Source organism: Bacillus cereus group sp. BfR-BA-01379 (genome assembly GCF_022663605.1).
GTDB lineage: Bacteria > Bacillota > Bacilli > Bacillales > Bacillaceae_G > Bacillus_A > Bacillus_A mobilis.
The window spans coordinates 1-20282 of sequence record NZ_JAKUFT010000083.1 but is presented as its reverse complement, the minus strand read 5'-3'; the positions used below and the strand labels follow the sequence as shown (position 1 = coordinate 20282).

Sequence of the window (20282 nt, the reverse complement as noted above, 5' to 3'; positions counted from 1 at the left end):
AATGGGTTATAACTTTTATATTCTTTTATGTGTAATTGCAAAGAATTTTGGTTTAGCGTAAGAGTATTTCTCGTTTTTTGATCATGAAGTGTTTCAAAAACTTGATTATCTAAATCTTTAATAAGAACATAGGATTCATTATTCTTCACGTGGAGATTTTCCCAGTTTAATGCTTTAGCAAGTATATTATAGTCGCTTTGTTTAATTGCATAATAGAGTTGCGGGGTTTCTTCCGCCGAAGATACTTCATATATATCCGTTTTGAATTGTGTATAAGCAAATTGCTCTTCGTTAAACTTTTGTTTTAACCAATTCAAATGTTCATCTGCTAACGTATTTTCAGTATGTGATAAATATGTAAAAGGAAAAGGATTTTCCCTTACCGCATCAAACTTTGTAAATTTCCCAAAACCGTATAAGAATGTAATCATAGTAAAAGCGAGTGTTGATAGCATCGCTACAATAAAGAGCATGTTAATGTTTGTCCGAATGCGCGCTGCTAAATCAGAAATCCAAAGCATATTCGTACGCTTCATATAAAATGTTCTTCGTGTTTTTAATATCCGAATGAGTAAAAAACTAATTTGTGAAAAGAAAAAGTATGTTCCAGCTGCAACAAGTGACGGAATGAGAAATATACAGGTGGCGGCGTACAAAAGCCCAATTACGTCGCCAAGCGATATGAAATATATCGGATTTGCTGCTAGTACGTACCCAGATATTAAACATGTCGCACCAAATAGAGAGATGAGCACGGAGGCTTTTCTTTCTTTTTGTTTTGTTCCTTCTTTTAAAAGACGTACAGCCTTTCTTGTCCGAATGAGCATCGGTGTAAAAGATGAGACGAGAATGAAGAGTCCAAGAAAGATGACCATCGTTAAAATAATGGCACCCGTTGGCCAATATAAATATAAACCAGGTACATGCGTAATTTTTGCGGTAACTAGTAAAAAGAACTGCGAGAAGACGAGTCCAAGTTGAATGCCGAAAAATATGGAAAGAACACCAATTAGCATGTTTTCTAGAAATACGAGTCTCTTTAATTGTTTTTGAGATATACCAAGTACTGTTAAAATCCCAAATTGCTTCTTTCGTACTTTTAAGAAAGTACCGATTGAATATAGTAAAAAGAAAAACGAAAAGAATACAATGACAACTTCTGAAATTGTCATTAATATGTTCAGAGCAGCATTCACGCCTGTCATATGCAATTTAGGATGAAATAAATAAACTGCAAACGAGAAAAAAATTGCAATGGAAAACGCACTACTTACAAAATAGGCGAAATAAGCTCTGGCGTTCCGGGTTACGTTTTTAAATGCAAACTGCCAAAATGTCATTCACCTGAACCTCCTAGTAGAGTGAAGATAAAAAGAGTATGAGAGATACTCTTTTTATCAAGTTTGTTTTAAGTACTTTGTTCACTCGTGTACTGTGATAATTTTTGCATATAAAGTGAACGGATGAATAAGAAAAATATGATTTCAACGAATCCAAAAATAATAAGAACGGCTGAAACTTCTTTGAACAAAGATAAACCAATTACATCTTGTAGCATTTTCGTGGCGAACATTGTATGAATGGATGCCATAATGTAAGGAACGAAAAATAAAATACTAAGCTGAATGGTTGCAGATCGTTTCATTTCTGTATCTGTCACACCGATTTTAGAAATTGTTATATACTTCTCTTGCTCGTTCGTCAAATCGGTATACATTCTAAAGTAAAGAACGCTACCAGCTCCAATGAAGAAAATAACTCCTAAAAATGTTCCGATTAGGAAGAATGCGGCACTACCAGACGTTATTTTATATAATGTTCCTGCTGATTCAAAGAATCGAATAAGAGGTCCTTCATACTGGGAATTATTTAGATCTTTTTGCACTTTGTCTATAAAATCATCAGCAATTTTATATGTTTGTTCCCAGTTTTGAATTTTGTAATTGTATGCTGATATATGCTTTACCGTGTTGGGTAAGTTATTTACGTGAATATCAGGCAAAACTACCGTTTGATATGAAAAGTCAGATGGAATTGCATTTCCAGGCGCATAGCCTTTTACTAGTAATTTTGTATTTGTACTAGAGAGTGTAATGTAACCTCTTTTGTAGCTTTGCTCAAATTCGTTGAATATAGTGACATAAGATGTCCCTGTTAACACGTATGCTTCGTTATTATCCATAAATAGTTGTTTCATTCGCAAAGAACCCGCAAGTTTGTTATAGTCACTTTGCTTAATTGCGTATACATCTTTATCTTCTTTTAGTGGTGTTTCATATATATCCGCTTTTATTTTCTCATAAGGGAAATGCTCTTTTTCTAATTGTTGCTCAAGCCAATTTAAATGCTCTGCAACAAAAGGATTCGCATCATAAGAAAAATAAGAAATTGGGAAAGGCGAAGTTCTATTAACCTCTAGCTTAATAAATTTTCCGAATCCATATAGGAACGTAATCATTGTGAAAGCAATTGTAGAGAGCATTGCTACAATAAAAAGCATATTAATATTCGTTCGAATACGGCTTGCTAAATCAGAAATCCAAAGCATATTAACCCGTTTCATATAAAACTTTCTTCTCGTTTTTAAAATGTAAATAAGTAAAAAACTAATTTGTGAAAAGAAAAAATATGTCCCGATTGTAACAAGCGTTGGGATAATGAAAATACTCGAAAGCATATATATAACGCCTATTTGCGGACTTACTGATACAAAATATTTAGGATTTCCAGCTAAAGCATAACCACCTAATAAACAAATCGCACCAAATAAGGAAACAAGTATGGACGGTTTTTTTTCTCTCTGTTTTCCGCCATTTGTTTTTAAAAGTTGTATCGTTTTTTTTGTACGGATAAGCATTGGTGTGAATGTAGATACAATGATAAAAAGACTAAGGAAAACGATGGTCGTTAAAATAAACGCGTTAATAGGCAAGTATAAATATATACCTGGCACGTGCGTAATTTTTGCTGTGACTAATAAGAAAAATTGCGAGAAGACTAGCCCAAACTGCATGCCAAAAAAGATAGATAAAATACCGATTAACATATTCTCCATAAAAACGAGACGATGTAATTGCTTTCTCGATATTCCTAAAACGGTTAAAACTCCAAATTGCTTTTTGCGCACTTTTAAGAAGGTACCAATGGAATATAGTAAAAAGAAGAAAGAGAAAAATACAATTACTACTTCTGAAAATATCATCAATCCTGAAATCTCAGCGCCCATATTGAAGTTTTGTAATTTCGGATGGAATAAGTAGACCGCAAACGAAAAGAAAACAGCAATGGAAAAAGAACTGCTTAAAAAGTAAGCAAAATAAGCTCTAGAGTTGCGCGTTACATTTTTAAAGGCAAACTGCCAAAATGTCATAATATGTGCCCCCTGTTAGTAGGCCAATATGTAGTTTTATTGCAAAAAATGTATGAGAGTGCGTTCTCATACATTTTGCTAGCATATGTTAGGGTCATGCTTCGGTCACCTGCTCCGCATGTTCTGCTTGATTATTTGCAGCGTTGTGGAAGATGATTTTAATCGTCGTTCCTTTACCAACTGCAGAGTCTAGTTTGACAGAGTGACCTAAATAATCACAAATTTTACTTACAATATATAGTCCCATACCAGTAGATTCTCCGAATGCGCGACCGTTTTTCCCAGTGTAAAACGGTTCAAATACTCTTCGAATATCTTCTTGCGGAATACCAACACCTTCATCGCGAACTTCTAAAATAATATCTTTTCCGTTTCGGTAAGCAGATAAGAATACTTTCTTTCCGCGTTCACCAGAGTAACGAACTGCATTTGTCATTAACTGATAAATGATGAATTTTAGCCATTTCGCATCAGAAGCAACTTTTAAATCGGAATGAACTTCTAAAACAGGGAAGACCCCGTTTCGAATGAATAGTTCTTTTAATCCGTTAATATTTTTTGTTACCGCATCTTTTAATGAAATCGTCTCAACATGGAAATCTTCATGGAAGTTATTCAGCCTTGCCATATATAAAGCCATATCGAGTCCTTGATTTAATCGTTCTAATTCTTTTTTGAATTTCGGAATCAAATGCTCATCTTCCATTTCGAGCACCATAAGCTGCATAACAGATACAGGTGTCTTCATTTGATGCACCCAGTGGTTAATGAATAATTGATGTTCTTGTTGTTTTACTTCATACGATTGTAGTTCTTTTTGGAACAGACGATACTGCGTGCGCACGAGTTCATTTACACCGTGAGGCATCGGAGCAGTTGCTCTTTCAATAAACGCATCTTCCATTTTCTCTGGTTGCTCACTTAATCTATGATACATTCTACGATTTCGAACGTAACGATAAGCGAGGAAACAAATGAATAAATATAAACTTAAAACGACGAAGTAAAATTTATTATTTTGAAATCCATCTACTGCATCATAAAGAACGAAGATGATACCGAAATTTAATACGTATAGTAGAAAAAATGCAAAATGATCACGTAAAAATAGCTTCATGCTTATTCACTCCAAGTTGCGTTAAAACGATACCCAAGTCCACGTACTGTTTCAATAGCATTTTCAATACCAAGCTCATTGAACTTTTTACGAAGACGCGTAATGTTTACGTTTAATGTATTTTCTTCAACGAAGCTTTCGTCGTCCCATAGGGCAGCTAATAAATCTTCACGGCTCGCTGTACGAGGGAATTTAGATAATAACATTTCTGCTAAAATTGCCTCTTTCTTCGTTAAAAGAACTTGCTCAGCTCCGAAATGAATTTCTGGACGCTCTGGGAATAATTTTAGTCCTTCTACTTCAACGATACGTTCAGAAATATTTGGCGCATAATCACCGTAAATACGGCGTAATTGGCCCTTAATTTTCGCCATTACAACGTCATAGTGGAACGGTTTTGTAATATAATCATCCGCACCGCTTTCAATCGCCATAATTTGTTCCATCTCACCAGCACGTGCTGAAATGAAAATAATTGGACAAGTAGATTCATGACGAATTTGACGGCACCAGTAGAATCCATCGAATTTCGGTAAGTTTACATCAAGTAAAACAAGGTGTGGTTTCACTGCGTTAAACGATTCCATAATATCATCGAAGTTCTCTGCAACAACAGCTTCATAGCCGTATTTTTGAATGTGAGATTGTAGTAATGATGAAATATTTGGATCGTCTTCAACGATTAAAATTTTATACATATGTATATTCCTCCTAAAAAAACAATTGTAGCTATAGTGTATCATGTGTTTCAAGTCTTTTCATTATGTTGAAAGATAAGCTAGTAAACAGTATAGGTCAAAACTGAGAAAAGTAAAAAGTATTATATTTTTTTATGAAATTTGGAACTTTATTTTGCTTACTGTCCAATATATAGTGAGAACATCGTTAAGGAGGGGGCACTACTTGGTAAGTAATGAAGATATACATATTTGGATAGAGCGTTTACTAAAAGGTGACGAGGAGGCTTTTGAATTTATATTTGATTTAACGAGTCAGAGAATCTACGAAACCGTCTTTGCTATAGTTAAAAATCGACATGATACAAATGAAATCGTAAATGAAATCTACTTCCAACTTTGGAAATCTATTTCAACATATGATCAATCTAGACCGTTTCTATTTTGGTTGAATGGAATTGTTTACAAGCAGATTAGTCAGTGGAGAAAGCACATATGGAAAAGGATACGCTTATTTGAAAAACAACAATTAAATGATGAGACAGTTGTAGAGGTTCCGGAAAAAATATTAGTAAGAAAAGAAACAGAAGAGCAGTTAGTAACGGTGATACAAGAACTACCATTTAAGTTTAGAGTAGTGATCGTTTATCGCTTTTATCATGATTACACGTATGAAGAAATTGCAGAACTATTACAAATTCCTATAGGTACAGTAAGATCTAGAATTCACAGAGCGTTAGAAAAAATTCGGAATCAATCTAGTATAGAAATAGATGAGGAGGAATCTAATTCAAATGTCGTTTTCAAATGAATGTAAAAAAGCAATGAAACAAGAGGTTCCAAAAGAGGTTAAAGAGCGTGCTTATCAATCCTTTAGTCAAATGTATAAAAAAGATAACAAAAAGAAAACGAAAAAGAAATTATTAATAGCAGGTTTAATAGCGGCTGTCATTATACCAACGAGTACAATGGCATTAAACAATTCCTATTTTGCAAAGCCAGAGGTAAAGTTAAATGAAATGATTGGTGAAGAAGTTAAAAAGGATGCTGCGAATGGGAAGTCCATACAGTTAAACGAAAAAGTAGTAGATAATGGTATTACGCTTCATATAAAAGAAATGTTAATTCAAGACGCTAAAATACTTGTTTACTATCGGCTTGAGCAGCAAGATGGATCGCTTGTTCCTTATAAATTTAATACAACTGGGCTTGAGATTACAAACGATGGTAAAGAAGATGGGAAACAAATAGAGAGCCCGCATTATAAAAATAAGAAATTTAATGCTGTCCAATATTTGCATTTTCTTAGTAACACTCATACGGATAATTATCAAAAAGATCGTATTGGTAATCCCGATGCATTAGAAACAAGTATATTTTATTTAACGAATCAAGCGGGAGAAGCTTTTGAAACGGTGTTCGCTTCTCACGATAAACCAGAGGGAGTAATGGTTTTTGAACCGTTAGAAGGTGAAAGATTTCCAGACTTCTTATCTGTAAACATTAATATTAACAGAGTTGGAGGAACGGAAGGAACTTGGACATCGAAAATTCCTGTGGATATGGTGCATAAAACTATCCAAAAGGACTCTACAAAGAACGAATGATAATCCATACTAGGTGTGTGAAAGCATGAGTAGTTATTGGTTAGATGAATTCGGAACGATAGTAGGTATGTCCTTTATTATAAGCTTGCTAATCTTTTCGATTTCTTCGTTTGTTAATAAAATAATAAAGTTTAAATAAAGCAGCTTTTCTTATTAGAAGAGCTGCTTTACTTTTTAACCTGCGTAATCTATAGATTTTATTCAATATAGAGTAATTGACATAGGATAAAAAATAAAAAGGGGCGTATAGATAATTGACAATTAACTAAAAATATTTTAACATTTAGATAAATATCTAAATGTCTAATTAATGAAGGGAAGAAAGACATTGAATCAAGCATTTAAAGCATTAGCAGACCCAACAAGGCGAAAAATTTTAGATTTATTAAAAGAAGGCGATTTAACCGCTGGGGAAATTGCTGAACATTTCAATATGACAAAGCCAAGTATTTCACACCACTTAAACGCACTTAAAAATGCTGAACTTATCCAAGATGAAAAAAAGGGGCAATTCGTTATGTACTCTTTAAACACAACTGTATTTCAAGATTTGTTGACTTGGGTGTTTACATTTACGAATAAGGGGGAAGAGGGGAAATGAGGAAGCATCTTTTTGCAATTTTATTAATTGTTATAACTTGTTTAGCTTGGGCGTTTGCTTGGCCACATTTACCAGATACAATTGCAACGCATTGGAGCGGTGGTAAGGTAGATGGCTATTCTTCTAAACTGTATGGAATGATCTCGATGGTTGGAATTATGATTGGGCTATATATATTTCTAAATGTATTACCAAAGATTGATCCAAAGAAAGCAAACTACGAGAAATTTTCTAAAGCTTTTATGATGATGAATAACGGGATACTGCTACTACTATTTGTAGGGAATATAGATATTATTACAAGTGGGCTTGGATATAACTTATTCATTAATCGCGTGCCTGAATTATTAGTTGGTATTTTATTTATAGTCATCGGAAACTATTTACCACAATGTAAACCAAATTACTTTGTAGGTATAAAGACACCATGGACATTAAGTAACGAAGAGGTATGGAGAAAAACACACCGTTTTAGCGGAAAAGTTTTTGTTGCATTAGGAATTATTATGATTTTAAGTGTTTTTGCACCAGTAGCATGGAAAACTTTCGTAATGGTTGGCATTATTATCGGTGCAGTAGGACTAACGATGGGATATTCTTATGTCGCCTATAAAAAAGAACTAAAAGTGTAAATAAAAGCTGCTTTTCCTTCTAAGGAAGAGCGGCTTTATTTTTTATCCCGCTTTAATGGGCAGTAAGACCCCCACCTCAAAATTCAGCGAAAGCAAAGAATTTAGGTGGGGGATCAACTGCCCATAAAAGTCCGATTGGTTCAACTAATAATCAGTGGGGGATGAAGAAATCCCCCACTGATTAAAGTTTCACTTTATTTCTTCAAAACCGGTATCCAAATTTCACTTTTAAAGTTTGGGGAGGATATATCTTTCTGTTCATTCCACAATATTTCCGGTCCTTTTGCTAGTTCATAGTTTGAGGAAGGAAACCATTCGGAATAAATGCGCCCCCATACATTTTGTAATGTTTCAGGAAATGGACCGACAGCTTCAAAGATAGCCCACGTTGAAGCTGCGACTTCAAGTTGAGCGAATTGCTCTGGACAATCTTTCGTTGTTGCTACTCCAATGTAGTGATCAAGTTCTCCTTTTTCCTCCATCCTTCCTTCAGAAAAGTTAGTAGAGGCACTAATGATTCCATTCGGTTCCATGTTTGCAAGCATCTTTAATGTTTGAATGGACTCAGGATTTAAACTTTTCCACATAGAAGCAATTTCTTCATTTACACCGTTAAATACAATTGGTACGCGTTTTGTAATACCAATAATACGAAATGCTTCTTTTTCTTCAATTCGATAGTTCATTTCATTTCCTCCTTGAATCGATAACTGGAAGGTCATTGGTGAATAAGCTTTCAAAGAATGACTACTATTTCGGGCCTCTGAAGGTGTTATGCCGTGCAAGTTTTGAAAGGCACGTGCAAACGAATCTGGTGAGTTGTATCCATATTTTATAGCGACATCAATGACTTTTGCATCGCTAACTTTTAGTTCAAAAGCAGCAAGAGTAAGACGTCTACAGCGAATATATTCTGATAGGGATATGCCAGCTAGAAAAGAAAACATTCTTTTGAAATGATATTCAGAGCAGTACGCTATTTTTGCGACTTTTTTAAAATTAATTTCATCTGTTAGGTTGTTTTCAATATACTGCATTGCTGCATTCATATTTTTAAGTGAATCCATACGATGACCTCCTTGTTAAATAGAATAGCAGGAAAAAAATAAGTCCATCCGACATTTCATGCACAACTTTGTAGGGGACATTTTTAACCTTACAAAATTGTAATGTTCCTGTAAGGAGAATGAATGGATGGCATGATATCCCAATGTTATAGTAACAAAGTACTTTCGTTCAGTAGGTTAAATTTTGATTTCTCTGCTTACCGGCCTTACATAACTGTCATGTTTGTGTAAGAAACATCGATAGTGGCAAGAGTAGAGAGTGTATATAGTTGAAAATAGAGAATAGAAGAAATGAGGGATGTCGAGATGAAAACAGTGTTAGAAGCAAAAAATATTGAAAAAGTGTATGACACGGGTGGTAATAAATTCGCAGCGTTAAAAGGTATTAACTTACAAGTAAAAGAAGGTGAGTTCGTTGGAATTATGGGACCTTCTGGTTCGGGGAAGACGACTTTACTAAACGTTCTTTCTACAATTGATAATGCGACGAACGGTGAAATTTTAATTGATGGAAAAGATATTGTGAAGATGAACGATGATAAGCTAGCGTTATTCCGCCGCGATCATTTAGGGTTCATTTTCCAAGATTATAATTTATTAGATACGTTAACGGTGAAAGAAAATATTGCCTTACCTCTTGCGTTATCAAAGGTGAAAGCAAGTGAGATTGATCGCCGTGTTCTTGAAATCTCAAAGAAATTCGGTATTGATCATATTTTAAGTCAGTTCCCATATCAAGTATCTGGTGGACAGAAGCAGCGCTGCGCAGCATCGCGTGCGATCGTTACAAATCCTAGTATGATTTTCGGAGATGAGCCGACAGGAGCGCTTGATTCTAAATCAGCAACAGATTTATTAGAAAGTATGAAGTCGTTAAACGAATATGATAACTCTACAATTTTAATGGTAACGCACGATGCGTTTGCGGCGAGTTATTGTAAACGAGTTATTTTCATTAAAGATGGTGAGTTATATAAAGAGTTGCACCGCGGGGAATCAACGCGTAAGCAGTTCTTCCAAAAAGTTGTTGACGTAATGTCTTCTATTTCCGGAGGTATGGCTGATGACCTTATCTAGCATTGCCCTCCGCAACATACAGCGGAACTTTAAAGACTACTTTGTATATTTTGCATCTATGATCTTTAGTATCGTCATTTATTTTACATTTAAGGCGTTACAGTATAATTCACAAATGGAAAAAGCCGCGGAGGGTTCAAAAAAAATTAGCGGTGCGTTTCAAGTATCAAGTGTCATGCTAATTATTTTCGTGGCCGTGTTCATTATATATTCAAACGGTTTCTTTACAAGGAAGCGTAAAAAAGAAGTTGGACTCTATTCCTTATTAGGTATTCGTAAAAGACAGATTGGTAAAATGCTGTTTTATGAAAATATGTTAATGGGATTAATGTCTTTAATTATCGGTATTGCGATTGGTAGTGTCCTTTCGAAACTATTCCTTGAACTGCTAGTAAGCATGATGGGATTAAACTTAAATGTTCATTTTGAAGTACCGATGGCTGCAATTGTTGATACAGCACTTATTTTCTTTGTGATTATTTTGTATACATCACTTCAAGGATATCGTTTAATTTATCGATTTAAGCTAATTGAACTTTTCCGAGCAGAACGCGAAGGAGAGGCAATGCCAAAAGGATCAGTTATTATGGCATTAATTTCAGTTTTCTTAATCGGTTCAGGTTATTTCTTAGCATTAATGTACGTGAAGGCACTTAAGTATGCAGACTTTATGGTAGTTGCACTTTACATTTTACTTGCGACAGTATTAGGTACGTACTTACTATTTATGTTCTTTACAGTATTCGTACTAAAGCGTGCAAGAAATAATAAATCATCGTTTTATAACGGTATGAACATGGTAACGACGTCACAGTTACTATACCGTATTAAAGGAAATGCAAAATCACTTGCGACAATTTCTATTTTAAGCGCGGTAACATTAACAGCTGTTGGTACGTCAGTTACGATGTATTACAACACATTTACACAATCAAAAGCAGTTGCACCATATAGCTATTCTTATGAGAAAAAAGATGCAGAGCTTGATAAGAAAGTGAATGCGATTTTTGCAGAAGAGAAGCAAAATCATCCAATCAAAGATCAATTTGAAATTGAGACAGTTCCTGTAAAAGGGAAGTTTGAAGGAAATAAAGTTGATTTCATTCTGAATATGAACTATACGATTTCAGAGAAATATCAGTTTATGTCTCAGTCAGAATTTAATAAACTGGCGAAAAAATATGATGTAGAACCAGTGAATGTAGCTACTGGCGAAGCATTTGTATATGATAGTTCATACATTGAGGGATATGAATTCAGTCCTCAATATAAAGGAAATAAAGCGGTATTCCAAATGGGAAATGAAACGAAGTCTTTAACGATTCAAGGTGTAAATAATACAGCAATTACGAATTTAGGTGAATTAGTTGTTGTCGTTTCAGACGAAATGTATGGGCAAGCGAAACAGACATTTGGAACACGCGCTGTAAAAAATATTGATGTAAAAGATGAAAGAAATAGTAAAGTACTTACAGAAAAGTTAACGAAAGTGATGCCAGCTGGTGAATCAGAAATGATACCACCATTTAGAGACTTCTATACTGGTTTCCAGATGGGGCTTGAAGGAACAGGATTAATGATGTTCATCGGAATGTTCTTAGGTCTTGTATTCTTACTAGCAACAGGCTCTATCATTTACTTCAAGCAATTAACAGAAGCAAATGCTGACCGTGAACGTTACATTGTACTTCGTAAAGTCGGTGTAACGAAACAAGAGATGAAAAAAGCTATCGCAAAACAAGTAAGCTTTATCTTTGCGATTCCGTTAGTCATCGGAATTCTACACAGCCTATTTGCACTAAAAGGCTTAGCGAACTTACTACCATTCGAAATTATGATTCCGCTCCTAATTAGTATTGGAGTATATGGCGTCATTTATATCGGATATTACTTCCTAACAGTTCGTTCTTATTATAAGATTGTGAGCGCGAAATAATAAGGGAACAGCTATCGCTATAAGCGGTAGCTGTTTTTTCATTCTTCATAAAATCTTAAGAAATCTCCTCAATTTTTGTTAAGAAACGATAGTTATACTTAGAAACAAGTTACAAACTATTGAACGAATGGGGAGAGGGTTACGTGCAACTCATAACATTCTTACATGAATTTATTAAACATCCGAAACATACTGGCGCTATTGCGCCAAGTTCAAAAATATTAGCAAAGAAAATGGTAGATGTAATTGATTTTAATAAGGCGAAGTGCATCGTAGAGTTAGGGCCTGGTACAGGGGTGTTCACGAAAGAAATTATGAAGAGAAAGAAGAAGGAAACAATATTTCTTCTTATTGAAATTAATGAAGTGTTTTGCAAAGAGTTAAAGAGAAAGTTTAAAGATGAACAGAACGTCATTGTCGTACACGGTTCAGCTGAAAATATAAAGAAGTATATGGAAGAATTCAATATAGAATGCGTTGATTACGTCTTATCGGGATTACCTTTTGCTTCTTTACCAGAAGAAGTTTCAAAGCGTATTTTAAACAATGTAATGGCAGCGATACATGAGAATGGTGAATTTATTACATTTCAATATTCACTTGTGAAAAAAGGATTTATACAGCATTTCTTTCCTGAAATTAGGCTAGAGAAAGTGTGGCTCAATTTCCCGCCAGCTTACGTCTTTAGCTGTAAAAAAGAGTTTAGCAGAGCATATGCATAATGGAATTATATGAATTATTATCTTATATTGAACAATACGGTTATTGGGCATTATTTTTCTGTTTATGGTTAGGTATTATCGGTATGCCAATTCCAGACGAAATGATCGTAATGAGTGGTGGTTTTGTATCGTCACTCGGGATATTAAGTGTCATTCCCGCATTTTTATTAACATATTTAGGCGTTGTATCTGGACTATCTTTAGGTTATATATTAGGGAAAATATTTGGTACGAAAGTACTTGATAAGCTAATGAAAAAGAAAAAGGCGAAATATCTTTTTAAATCTCAACAAATGGTAGAGAAGTATGGTCATTATGCGTTAGTCACAAGTTACTTCATACCAGTTGTAAGACATATCGTACCGTATTTAGTTGGAATGAATAACATGTCATTTAAGACATATGCTCTGTATTCTTATACGACAGGGTTTGTTTGGACACTCGTTTACTTTGTGCTCGGTTCTTTATTCGGACAACATATTGAAAGGATTGTAGCAATTGTGATAGAGTATGGCGTGTATTTTGGCGGAATTGTTTTTGTTGTTGCGAGTGGTACTTATTTGTATAAGCAAAGAAGAAGTACGGTCATGAGTAAGTAAATAGGATCAAGGTTTACTCTTATTGAGAGTAGTATAAAAGGGGGGAGTTATTTTGTAAAATAACTCCCCCTTTTAATGTAATAGTTCCTTATTACTTTCATTAGGTGTTGTCTGAAATACAGTTATATAAATTGTTAATATGGTTGTATTGATTAGATTAGCTAATACAGTCATAAAATCACTTGATGGAGCGATAAGAACGAAGATTGAAAGTATGGCAGAAGCAAGTGGAATAAACTTTTGTAGTATAGTTAACTTTCTATTTTTATGAAGCTTCGAAGATTGAAAGAAGCAAAGTAAGAAAATAAAGGATGTAAATAATAATCCTAAATATCCCCATCCATCTTCAATATACCAAGGTAAAAAGCTCATTCTTGATGTGAAAATAAATAGATTGAATACTAACGTGCTAATGATTAGTGTATTTAAAACCGTGATATTTGTTTGTTTTTCCATTTGAATTACACTCCATAATTTATTTTATACTGCTATTTATGGGCAGCAAAAAATACTGATTAAAATTTCACCTTATTGAGATGTTTTTGCCATTTCCATAAATCTTTGTTCCATTTCATCCAAATCGAATGAATGGCATATTCTGCGGTCTTCTTTATCTAAAATTCGATAGTGTTGCGATAAAATATTTTGTTGTATTTGATAGCCGTTTAATTCTTTTATTTGTCGCCACCATACTTTTCCTCCTAAAGTCTTCGGGAAGTTCGTATTGTAATGTGTAAAAGCGATTGTTTTAATAATTTCATTCACATCATCCCCAAATGTCATCTGGACTGTATCGCACTGTTCGAAGAGTGTTACGACACAAACTGCACCTGACCATGTTAGCGTGCGTCTTCCTTTTTCAATTTCCACTAATGTTTTCTTTGATAAACCGATAATTTCTGACATTTTATCTTGTGATAAATTATTTTCAACACGGATGAGTTTTAGTTTTGAATTAACGAGTTCAATAAATTCTTGTTTATTCATTATGCATCTCCTTTTTCTTTATAGTGTAAAATTACACTAAAGGTGTAATTTTGTCAATTGTAGCGTGAAGAGTTCTTTTGTTTGTTTTTTGATCTCACTAATTAATATTTCACTTTTCGTTTAAGAAAATGTTAAGAAACAGTACGAGTTTTTATTAAGAAATGGGCCCTATACTTAGAAACATCTTAAAGAAAACATAATGAAAGGCGGAATATAGATGAAAAGATTTATTTTTGGATCATTACTTGTTATCGTCGCAGGAGCAGCATATTTATTAAATGGGAGTACTGCAATTGATAGAATGAATCCATTTCTGAATTTAGAATATCGTTACGCAATTATTGATACAGATGGAAAAGAGTTAGGTGGAAATAAAGGTTTTGAATACACAGTTAAAACTTATGATGAGAAGGGAGAAGAGAAAGAAGTAACAATTGATGGAGTAGATAAATTACAAAAAGGCTCATACTGGCATGTCATTACGAAAGGTAAGTTTTTGCATGATAAAGTAGAAATTGAGGTAGATAAAATTCCTGATGGAGCAAAGATGAAGTTAGGATTATAAGTATAAAACCGATTCTCAATGTGGGAATCGGTTTTGTTATTTTATGGTAAAGTATAGAGGGGGGAGTGAGAGTTATGCTACTCATCGTGAGCCTTATATTAATTGGAATTATGTGTAGTATGAGAATCGTATCTTTACATATGATAGAGCGAGAAAAGATAGAAGAGAGATATGTATATTGTCCAAAATGTAATGCGAAAATTAGGAGAGGGAATTCTGCTCCTTTTTGCTCGAAATGCAATGTAATATTTTAACGAAAGGAAATCCGAAATCATTTTGTATGGTTTTGGATTTTCTTTTTAAGAAAATATTAAGAAACCCCGTGACTATTTGTTAAGAAAATCTATTTATACTGAGTTCTGTTGCTTAAAGGAAACATCAAGAATTATAACAGGAGGTTTAAATAGATGAAAACAATGTTAGAAGCGAAAGGGATTTCGAAAATATATAAGACAGGCAGTAATACATTTGAAGCGTTGAAAGATATTCATTTACAGGTGACAGAGGGAGAGTTTGTCGGCATTATGGGGCCGTCTGGTTCTGGGAAAACGACACTTCTAAATGTTCTTTCTACTATTGATACAGCATCAAAGGGTGAAATTTTAATTGATGGAAAAGACATTGTGAAGATGAATGATGATGAACTAGCGTTATTCCGTCGTAATCATTTAGGATTCATTTTCCAAGACTATAATTTATTAGATACGTTAACAGTGCGAGAAAACATTGCATTGCCACTCGCTTTATCAAAAGTGAAGGCAAAAGAGGTAGAATCTCGAGTTGAGATGATTGCAAAGAAATTTGGAATAGATCATATTTTAAATCAATATCCGTATGAAATATCAGGTGGACAAAAGCAGCGCTGCGCAGCATCAAGAGCGATTGTAACAAATCCAAGTATGATTTTTGGAGATGAGCCAACTGGTGCGCTTGATTCTAAGTCAGCGACAGATTTATTAGAAAGTATGAAATCATTAAATGAAAAAGATCGTGCAACGATTTTAATGGTAACGCACGATGCATTCGCTGCGAGTTATTGTAAGCGAGTTGTATTCATTAAAGATGGAGAATTATATAAAGAGTTATATCGCGGAGAGCTTACGCGAAAACAGTTCTTCCAACAAGTTGTTGACGTAATGTCTTCTATTTCTGGAGGTGCTATAAGTGAGCTTGTATAGCATTGCTCTTCGTAATATAAAACGAAATTTTAAAGATTATTTTATTTACTTTGCTTCTATGATTTTTAGTATCGTCATTTATTTTACGTTTAAATCATTGCAGTACAATTCACAAGTTGGAGAAGCCGGCGACCGAGTTAGTAACGGATTTCAACTTGCAAGTGTCATGCTTATTATATTTGTTGCGATATTTATTATATATTCAAATGGATTTTTTACACGAAAGCGCAAGAAAGAAATAGGTCTTTATTCTTTACTAGGTATTCGAAAAAAAGAAATAGGCAAAATGCTGTTTTATGAAAATATGTTAATGGGTTTACTGTCATTAGTAATCGGCATTGTAATTGGTAGTTTACTTTCAAAATTATTTCTTCAATTGTTAGTAAGCATGATGGAATTAGGCGTAAATGTTCATTTTGAAGTACCGATTGGAGCGGTTATTGATACAGCAGTTATTTTTTGTTTTATTATTCTTTATACATCTTTCAAAGGGTATCACGTTATTTATCGTTTTAAATTAATTGAATTATTCCGAGCAGATAATGAAGGAGAGAAGATGCCGAAGGGTTCAAAATTAGTAGCTATCATTTCTGTTTTATTAATCGGGATCGGCTACACTTTATCTATAACAGGACTTAAGCATGCGAATAACGATAACTTTATGCCGCTTGCTCTTTCAATTTTATTAGCGACAGTACTTGGTACGTATTTGTTTTTTATGTTCTTTACTGTATTTGTATTAAAAAGAGTACGAAATAAAAAATCTAAGTTTTATAACGGAATGCAAATCGTTACGACATCTCAGTTACTATACCGCATTAAAGGAAATGCAAAATCATTAGCAACAATTGCAGTATTAAGCGCAGTAACATTAACAGCGGTTGGAACGTCTGTAACAATGTATTACAACACATATATGCAGGCGAAGAAATATAAGCCAATTAGTTATTCGTACGAAAAGAAAGACGCTCATGTAGATCTTAAAGTAGATGAAATTTTAAAAGAGGAAAGAGAAAAGAATGAAGTCATTCATCAATATGAGTTAGAAACGGTAAAAGTAGTCGGTGAGTTTGGTGATGATGTTTCAAATAAAGATGCCTTAAACTCAAGAACAACTGAACTTATGGCACAATCATCATTTAATAAAATTGCAAAATATTTAAAGGAAGAAACCGTGGATGTAAAGAAGGCAGAAGCGTATGCATTTGATGCAATGTATGGTGAGGGGAATAAAAATACTGGTGTATATAAAGGGAAGAAAGGAATATTTCCAATTGGAGAAGTCGCACCGGTACAGGTAAAAGAAGTAAAAGCACGAAATATTACAAACTTATATGAACTTGTAGTTGTCGTTCCAGATGAAGTGTATGAACAGGCAAAAAAGACAGTTGGATTTCATACTGTAAAAAACATTGATGTAAAAGATGAAAGAAATAGTAAAGTACTAACAGAGAAATTAAAACAAGTAATACCAGAAGAAGATGCAGAAGGACAGGAACAGTTCAGTGACTTCTATACTATTTTCCGAGATGGTATTGAAATGTCAGGATTAATTATGTTTAGTGGGATTTTCTTAGGATTAGTATTTTTACTTGCGACAGGTTCAATCATTTACTTCAAACAATTAACAGAAGCACATGCAGATCGCGAGCGTTACATCGTTCTTCGAAAGCTTGGAGTAACGAAAAAAGAAATGAAAAAGGCAATCGCAAAGCAAATGAGATTTATCTTCTTCATTCCTTTAGTGGTAGGCATATTACACACTTTATTTGCGCTAAAAGGATTAGCGACAGTACTTCCTTATGAAATTGCAGTACCGTTATTAATTAGTATTGGTGTGTATAGTGTCATTTATATTGGTTATTATTTCCTAACAGTTCGTTCTTATTTTCGGATTGTGAGTAAATAAAAAAGGCGAAAGAGAACATCGTAAAAATGATGTTCTCTTTTGCTTTTTTTAGTTAAAATGGGGTGTGCATAACAATGATATTTTAAATGGAGTGTTATATTTGGTAATTTTTATTATAGTAGGATGTCTATTAATAGGCATTATTTTTACTGGTCTAAGTATGTATAGGTTTGTAAAAGAAATAAAAGAAAAAGATTCAAAAAAAGATAAATGGACAGTAGTGGCACAAAATATTTTAGAGCTATTTTGTGATCCGCTGCACGGAGCACCGTTCTACTTTTTAATTGGTGCGCTCTTTTTAGTAGTGGGGCTTTTATTGCTCTCTATGGGAATGGGCTGGGGCTGGGTTGAAATTGATTAGTTGACGCCGTGGCTTGGAAATTAAACCATAAAGTAATGTTGATGAACGACAAAGGGAAAACGATGTGGATGTTAACCTTTTTAGAGAAAAACGAGTCAGATAATTTAGTTTGGAAGATTGAAAGAATAGATTAGAAATAGATAAGAAGTGGAGTGCATATGATGGAGACACAAATCGTTATTGGGGTACCTGGTTTATGGAAAGATAGAACAGAATTAATACAAGAAGTTGCGAGTAAGAGTAACTATATGTTAGCAGGAAATATTATGCACCATAAGGAGAAAGAGATTGGTTTTGAAATCGATGTATATGAACAAGATCCATCTATAGGAGAAGCTTTCTTCTATGCAAGTGGTGAGCGTTTTGATGAAGAATTGCTTCGAGAATTGGAGAAGCATACTTATACAGTGTATGTTATCGCGAAAGTTGACGATACAGAAAGATTACAAGAAGTGATTGATGTAGGAATGGAGCTTTTAAATGCAGGTGGACTAGCTTTAAAAGTTGAAACAGCGGGCGTAGCTTATTCGAAAGAAGAATGGAAAGAGCTTGCAGCGGATAAGGAAATATTTCCTATGTATTCGCACATTGTAACTTTAGTAGGAGACGAAGAGGGCGGTTATTATTCATGTGGAATGCAGGCATTTAATCTACCAGACGTTGTTTTAGACGGAGGAATAGATCCGGAAGTAGCTGTAGATTTATTAAATGATTTTAACTTACATAATATATTCGAAAAACCTAATTTGAAAGATGGAGATACAATTAGTTTTACAGAAGATTCTCCGGTGTATCGTATAGTTCATTGTATAGATGAGCGCTATGAACAAGAGGATCCGTTTTATAATCCATGCGGGTTATGGAAGTTAGAGAGTGCTTCAACAAAGAAATCTATATTTCAAAAAATGAGGAGTATGCTAAGAGGATGAAGAAATACGTAAAAGAGCAACTGCGCATATGTGAAAAATATGGGGCCGAGTATGTAGAATCAGCAGATAACTTGAAATTAGGCATAGCACAAAATGTGAAAAATGGTATCGTTCCAATTAATGGTTTACGAATGCCTGTAGAAAGTGGAACGACAGGTTGGTACATTTGGGCTGGTGAAGAAATGGGGGCAGAAGAAGATTTCTTTCTTCCTTTGCATGTTCGACATATAGATGAATGGGCACCTGAAATAAAGAAATACTTAGGATTACCACCTGGTTGGAGATTTTTAATTACTGGAGATTATGAGGACGTGTGGTATGATCCGAATTTACTTGATGAAGATTTAGAAGAGGATTTGGATGAATGGGAAGAAAATATGCTACAAGAGTATGGATGGTACATGCATAGCATATTAGCGGAAGATAATGATGGAATACATGCTAATTATCATACTCATGGTCTAAGAGAAAACTTTAATCATCAAGATCTACAAATAATATTAAATATGGACCCTGAAGTCGCACATGGTGTTTTTTGTTCTATAGTAGAAGAAATACGTAGTGGGAAAAAGTTTGAACAAGGGATTGAGTATACGAATATTATTGAAGGATATCCCATTATTATGAAGTCTTTCGTAGAGATAGATCGAGAAGTTTTGAGGGTTTTATTACCTGATGAAAGAGGGATTCTTCCTACTGTGCTAGAGTGTGATGAATGTTATAAGACTCAATTGGATGATATTGAGGAAAGTTGATAAAAAAAGAGCTTGAAACAATTCAAGCTCTTTTTTTATTACTATTTATGTCCTAAAATATGCTCAACCTCATGCACACTTAATTTACTTGCCTTAGCAATTGTTTCAAGTGGTATACCAAGATCATGCATACTTTTAATCATTTGAATTTTTCCCTGCTGAACCCCTTCTTTTCGACCCTTTTCAATGCCTT

Annotated in this window: 22 protein-coding genes and 1 pseudogene; 15 read left to right on the top strand and 8 right to left on the bottom strand. The window is 34.1% G+C overall.

Annotated elements, in window-relative coordinates:
* From MR113_RS23240 to MR113_RS23225, 4 genes are all read right to left on the bottom strand, one after another.
* The coding region (locus MR113_RS23240) for an ABC transporter permease (protein ID WP_242257018.1) at positions 1-1340 on the bottom strand (1340 nt) is incomplete at its 3' end.
* A 68-nt stretch (positions 1341-1408) separates the two neighbouring features.
* A complete protein-coding gene (locus MR113_RS23235; RefSeq protein WP_242257017.1) occupies positions 1409-3370 on the bottom strand; it encodes an FtsX-like permease family protein in 1962 nt (653 codons plus the stop codon).
* Positions 3371-3464: 94 nt separating this feature from the next.
* On the bottom strand, positions 3465-4487 hold the full coding sequence (locus tag MR113_RS23230; RefSeq protein WP_242257016.1) for a sensor histidine kinase: 1023 nt from the start codon (positions 4485-4487) through the stop codon (positions 3465-3467).
* Positions 4488-4489: 2 nt separating this feature from the next.
* Positions 4490-5185: a response regulator transcription factor gene (locus MR113_RS23225; RefSeq protein ID WP_000276736.1), complete on the bottom strand. Its 696-nt coding sequence runs from the start codon at positions 5183-5185 to the stop codon at positions 4490-4492.
* Positions 5186-5390: 205 nt separating this feature from the next.
* On the opposite strand from MR113_RS23225, the gene MR113_RS23220 reads away from it, so the two are divergent.
* From MR113_RS23220 to MR113_RS23205, 4 genes are all read left to right on the top strand, one after another.
* Positions 5391-5975 (top strand): sigma-70 family RNA polymerase sigma factor, encoded by a 585-nt coding sequence (locus MR113_RS23220; RefSeq protein WP_242257015.1) that lies wholly within the window; start codon positions 5391-5393, stop codon positions 5973-5975.
* The gene (locus MR113_RS23215; protein WP_242257014.1) at positions 5959-6771 is read left to right on the top strand and encodes a DUF4179 domain-containing protein; all 813 of its coding nucleotides are present in this window, start codon (positions 5959-5961) and stop codon (positions 6769-6771) included. Before MR113_RS23220 ends, MR113_RS23215 begins: the two co-directional genes overlap by 17 nt.
* Positions 6772-7099: 328 nt before the next feature.
* A complete protein-coding gene (locus MR113_RS23210) occupies positions 7100-7372 on the top strand; it encodes an autorepressor SdpR family transcription factor (RefSeq protein ID WP_001070523.1) in 273 nt (90 codons plus the stop codon).
* A complete protein-coding gene (locus MR113_RS23205; RefSeq protein WP_242257013.1) occupies positions 7369-8004 on the top strand; it encodes an SdpI family protein in 636 nt (211 codons plus the stop codon). The genes MR113_RS23210 and MR113_RS23205 overlap by 4 nt, the downstream gene beginning before the upstream one ends.
* Before the next feature lie 194 nt (positions 8005-8198).
* Here MR113_RS23205 and MR113_RS23200 read toward each other — a convergent pair whose 3' ends face one another.
* Positions 8199-9071 carry an AraC family transcriptional regulator gene (locus MR113_RS23200; protein ID WP_242257012.1) on the bottom strand — a complete coding sequence of 291 codons (873 nt, stop codon included), beginning with the start codon at positions 9069-9071 and terminating at the stop codon, positions 8199-8201.
* 306 nt (positions 9072-9377) lie between these two features.
* Between MR113_RS23200 and MR113_RS23195 the strand changes: the two genes are divergently transcribed.
* The 4 genes from MR113_RS23195 (at position 9378) to MR113_RS23180 (ending at position 13405) form a co-directional block, all read left to right on the top strand.
* The gene (locus MR113_RS23195) at positions 9378-10148 is read left to right on the top strand and encodes an ABC transporter ATP-binding protein (RefSeq protein ID WP_000859656.1); all 771 of its coding nucleotides are present in this window, start codon (positions 9378-9380) and stop codon (positions 10146-10148) included.
* A complete protein-coding gene (locus MR113_RS23190; protein WP_242257011.1) occupies positions 10135-12084 on the top strand; it encodes an ABC transporter permease in 1950 nt (649 codons plus the stop codon). The genes MR113_RS23195 and MR113_RS23190 overlap by 14 nt, the downstream gene beginning before the upstream one ends.
* Before the next feature lie 143 nt (positions 12085-12227).
* Entirely contained in the window at positions 12228-12806 is a 579-nt protein-coding gene (locus tag MR113_RS23185; RefSeq protein ID WP_242257010.1) for a class I SAM-dependent methyltransferase, read from the top strand.
* Complete coding sequence (locus MR113_RS23180) at positions 12806-13405, top strand: DedA family protein (RefSeq protein WP_242257009.1); 600 nt, start codon at positions 12806-12808, stop codon at positions 13403-13405. Before MR113_RS23185 ends, MR113_RS23180 begins: the two co-directional genes overlap by 1 nt.
* Positions 13406-13477: 72 nt before the next feature.
* On the opposite strand, the gene MR113_RS23175 is transcribed toward MR113_RS23180, so the two are convergent.
* A complete protein-coding gene (locus MR113_RS23175) occupies positions 13478-13861 on the bottom strand; it encodes a hypothetical protein (RefSeq protein WP_242257008.1) in 384 nt (127 codons plus the stop codon).
* Between the two features lie 72 nt (positions 13862-13933).
* Complete coding sequence (locus MR113_RS23170) at positions 13934-14392, bottom strand: helix-turn-helix transcriptional regulator (RefSeq protein ID WP_242257007.1); 459 nt, start codon at positions 14390-14392, stop codon at positions 13934-13936.
* 217 nt (positions 14393-14609) lie between these two features.
* On the opposite strand from MR113_RS23170, the gene MR113_RS23165 reads away from it, so the two are divergent.
* The 7 genes from MR113_RS23165 (at position 14610) to MR113_RS23135 (ending at position 20089) form a co-directional block, all read left to right on the top strand.
* Positions 14610-14957 (top strand): YxeA family protein, encoded by a 348-nt coding sequence (locus MR113_RS23165; RefSeq protein WP_132135429.1) that lies wholly within the window; start codon positions 14610-14612, stop codon positions 14955-14957.
* A 74-nt stretch (positions 14958-15031) separates the two neighbouring features.
* Positions 15032-15211 (top strand): hypothetical protein, encoded by a 180-nt coding sequence (locus MR113_RS23160; protein WP_071757572.1) that lies wholly within the window; start codon positions 15032-15034, stop codon positions 15209-15211.
* A gap of 153 nt (positions 15212-15364) precedes the next feature.
* The gene (locus tag MR113_RS23155; protein WP_242257006.1) at positions 15365-16135 is read left to right on the top strand and encodes an ABC transporter ATP-binding protein; all 771 of its coding nucleotides are present in this window, start codon (positions 15365-15367) and stop codon (positions 16133-16135) included.
* Positions 16122-18044 carry an ABC transporter permease gene (locus tag MR113_RS23150; protein WP_242257005.1) on the top strand — a complete coding sequence of 641 codons (1923 nt, stop codon included), beginning with the start codon at positions 16122-16124 and terminating at the stop codon, positions 18042-18044. Before MR113_RS23155 ends, MR113_RS23150 begins: the two co-directional genes overlap by 14 nt.
* Positions 18045-18144: 100 nt before the next feature.
* Positions 18145-18405, top strand: coding sequence for a hypothetical protein (locus tag MR113_RS23145; RefSeq protein ID WP_242257004.1), 261 nt, complete (start codon positions 18145-18147; stop codon positions 18403-18405).
* 161 nt (positions 18406-18566) lie between these two features.
* Positions 18567-19334 carry a DUF4261 domain-containing protein gene (locus MR113_RS23140; RefSeq protein WP_242257003.1) on the top strand — a complete coding sequence of 256 codons (768 nt, stop codon included), beginning with the start codon at positions 18567-18569 and terminating at the stop codon, positions 19332-19334.
* Positions 19331-20089: a DUF4262 domain-containing protein gene (locus MR113_RS23135; protein ID WP_242257002.1), complete on the top strand. Its 759-nt coding sequence runs from the start codon at positions 19331-19333 to the stop codon at positions 20087-20089. The genes MR113_RS23140 and MR113_RS23135 overlap by 4 nt, the downstream gene beginning before the upstream one ends.
* 41 nt (positions 20090-20130) lie before the next feature.
* Here the strand turns inward: MR113_RS23135 and MR113_RS28520 are convergent.
* Positions 20131-20282 (bottom strand): annotated as a pseudogene (locus MR113_RS28520) (Rpn family recombination-promoting nuclease/putative transposase); the annotation flags it as partial.

Coding starts and splice junctions, on each gene's coding strand:
- MR113_RS23235 (WP_242257017.1), bottom strand. CDS start 3,370: ATGACATTTTGGCAGTTTGCCTTTAAAAATGTAACGCGCAACTCTAGA.
- MR113_RS23230 (WP_242257016.1), bottom strand. CDS start 4,487: ATGAAGCTATTTTTACGTGATCATTTTGCATTTTTTCTACTATACGTA.
- MR113_RS23225 (WP_000276736.1), bottom strand. CDS start 5,185: ATGTATAAAATTTTAATCGTTGAAGACGATCCAAATATTTCATCATTA.
- MR113_RS23215 (WP_242257014.1), top strand. CDS start 5,959: ATGTCGTTTTCAAATGAATGTAAAAAAGCAATGAAACAAGAGGTTCCA.
- MR113_RS23205 (WP_242257013.1), top strand. CDS start 7,369: ATGAGGAAGCATCTTTTTGCAATTTTATTAATTGTTATAACTTGTTTA.
- MR113_RS23200 (WP_242257012.1), bottom strand. CDS start 9,071: ATGGATTCACTTAAAAATATGAATGCAGCAATGCAGTATATTGAAAAC.
- MR113_RS23195 (WP_000859656.1), top strand. CDS start 9,378: ATGAAAACAGTGTTAGAAGCAAAAAATATTGAAAAAGTGTATGACACG.
- MR113_RS23190 (WP_242257011.1), top strand. CDS start 10,135: ATGACCTTATCTAGCATTGCCCTCCGCAACATACAGCGGAACTTTAAA.
- MR113_RS23180 (WP_242257009.1), top strand. CDS start 12,806: ATGGAATTATATGAATTATTATCTTATATTGAACAATACGGTTATTGG.
- MR113_RS23175 (WP_242257008.1), bottom strand. CDS start 13,861: ATGGAAAAACAAACAAATATCACGGTTTTAAATACACTAATCATTAGC.
- MR113_RS23170 (WP_242257007.1), bottom strand. CDS start 14,392: ATGAATAAACAAGAATTTATTGAACTCGTTAATTCAAAACTAAAACTC.
- MR113_RS23165 (WP_132135429.1), top strand. CDS start 14,610: ATGAAAAGATTTATTTTTGGATCATTACTTGTTATCGTCGCAGGAGCA.
- MR113_RS23160 (WP_071757572.1), top strand. CDS start 15,032: ATGCTACTCATCGTGAGCCTTATATTAATTGGAATTATGTGTAGTATG.
- MR113_RS23155 (WP_242257006.1), top strand. CDS start 15,365: ATGAAAACAATGTTAGAAGCGAAAGGGATTTCGAAAATATATAAGACA.
- MR113_RS23140 (WP_242257003.1), top strand. CDS start 18,567: ATGGAGACACAAATCGTTATTGGGGTACCTGGTTTATGGAAAGATAGA.
- MR113_RS23135 (WP_242257002.1), top strand. CDS start 19,331: ATGAAGAAATACGTAAAAGAGCAACTGCGCATATGTGAAAAATATGGG.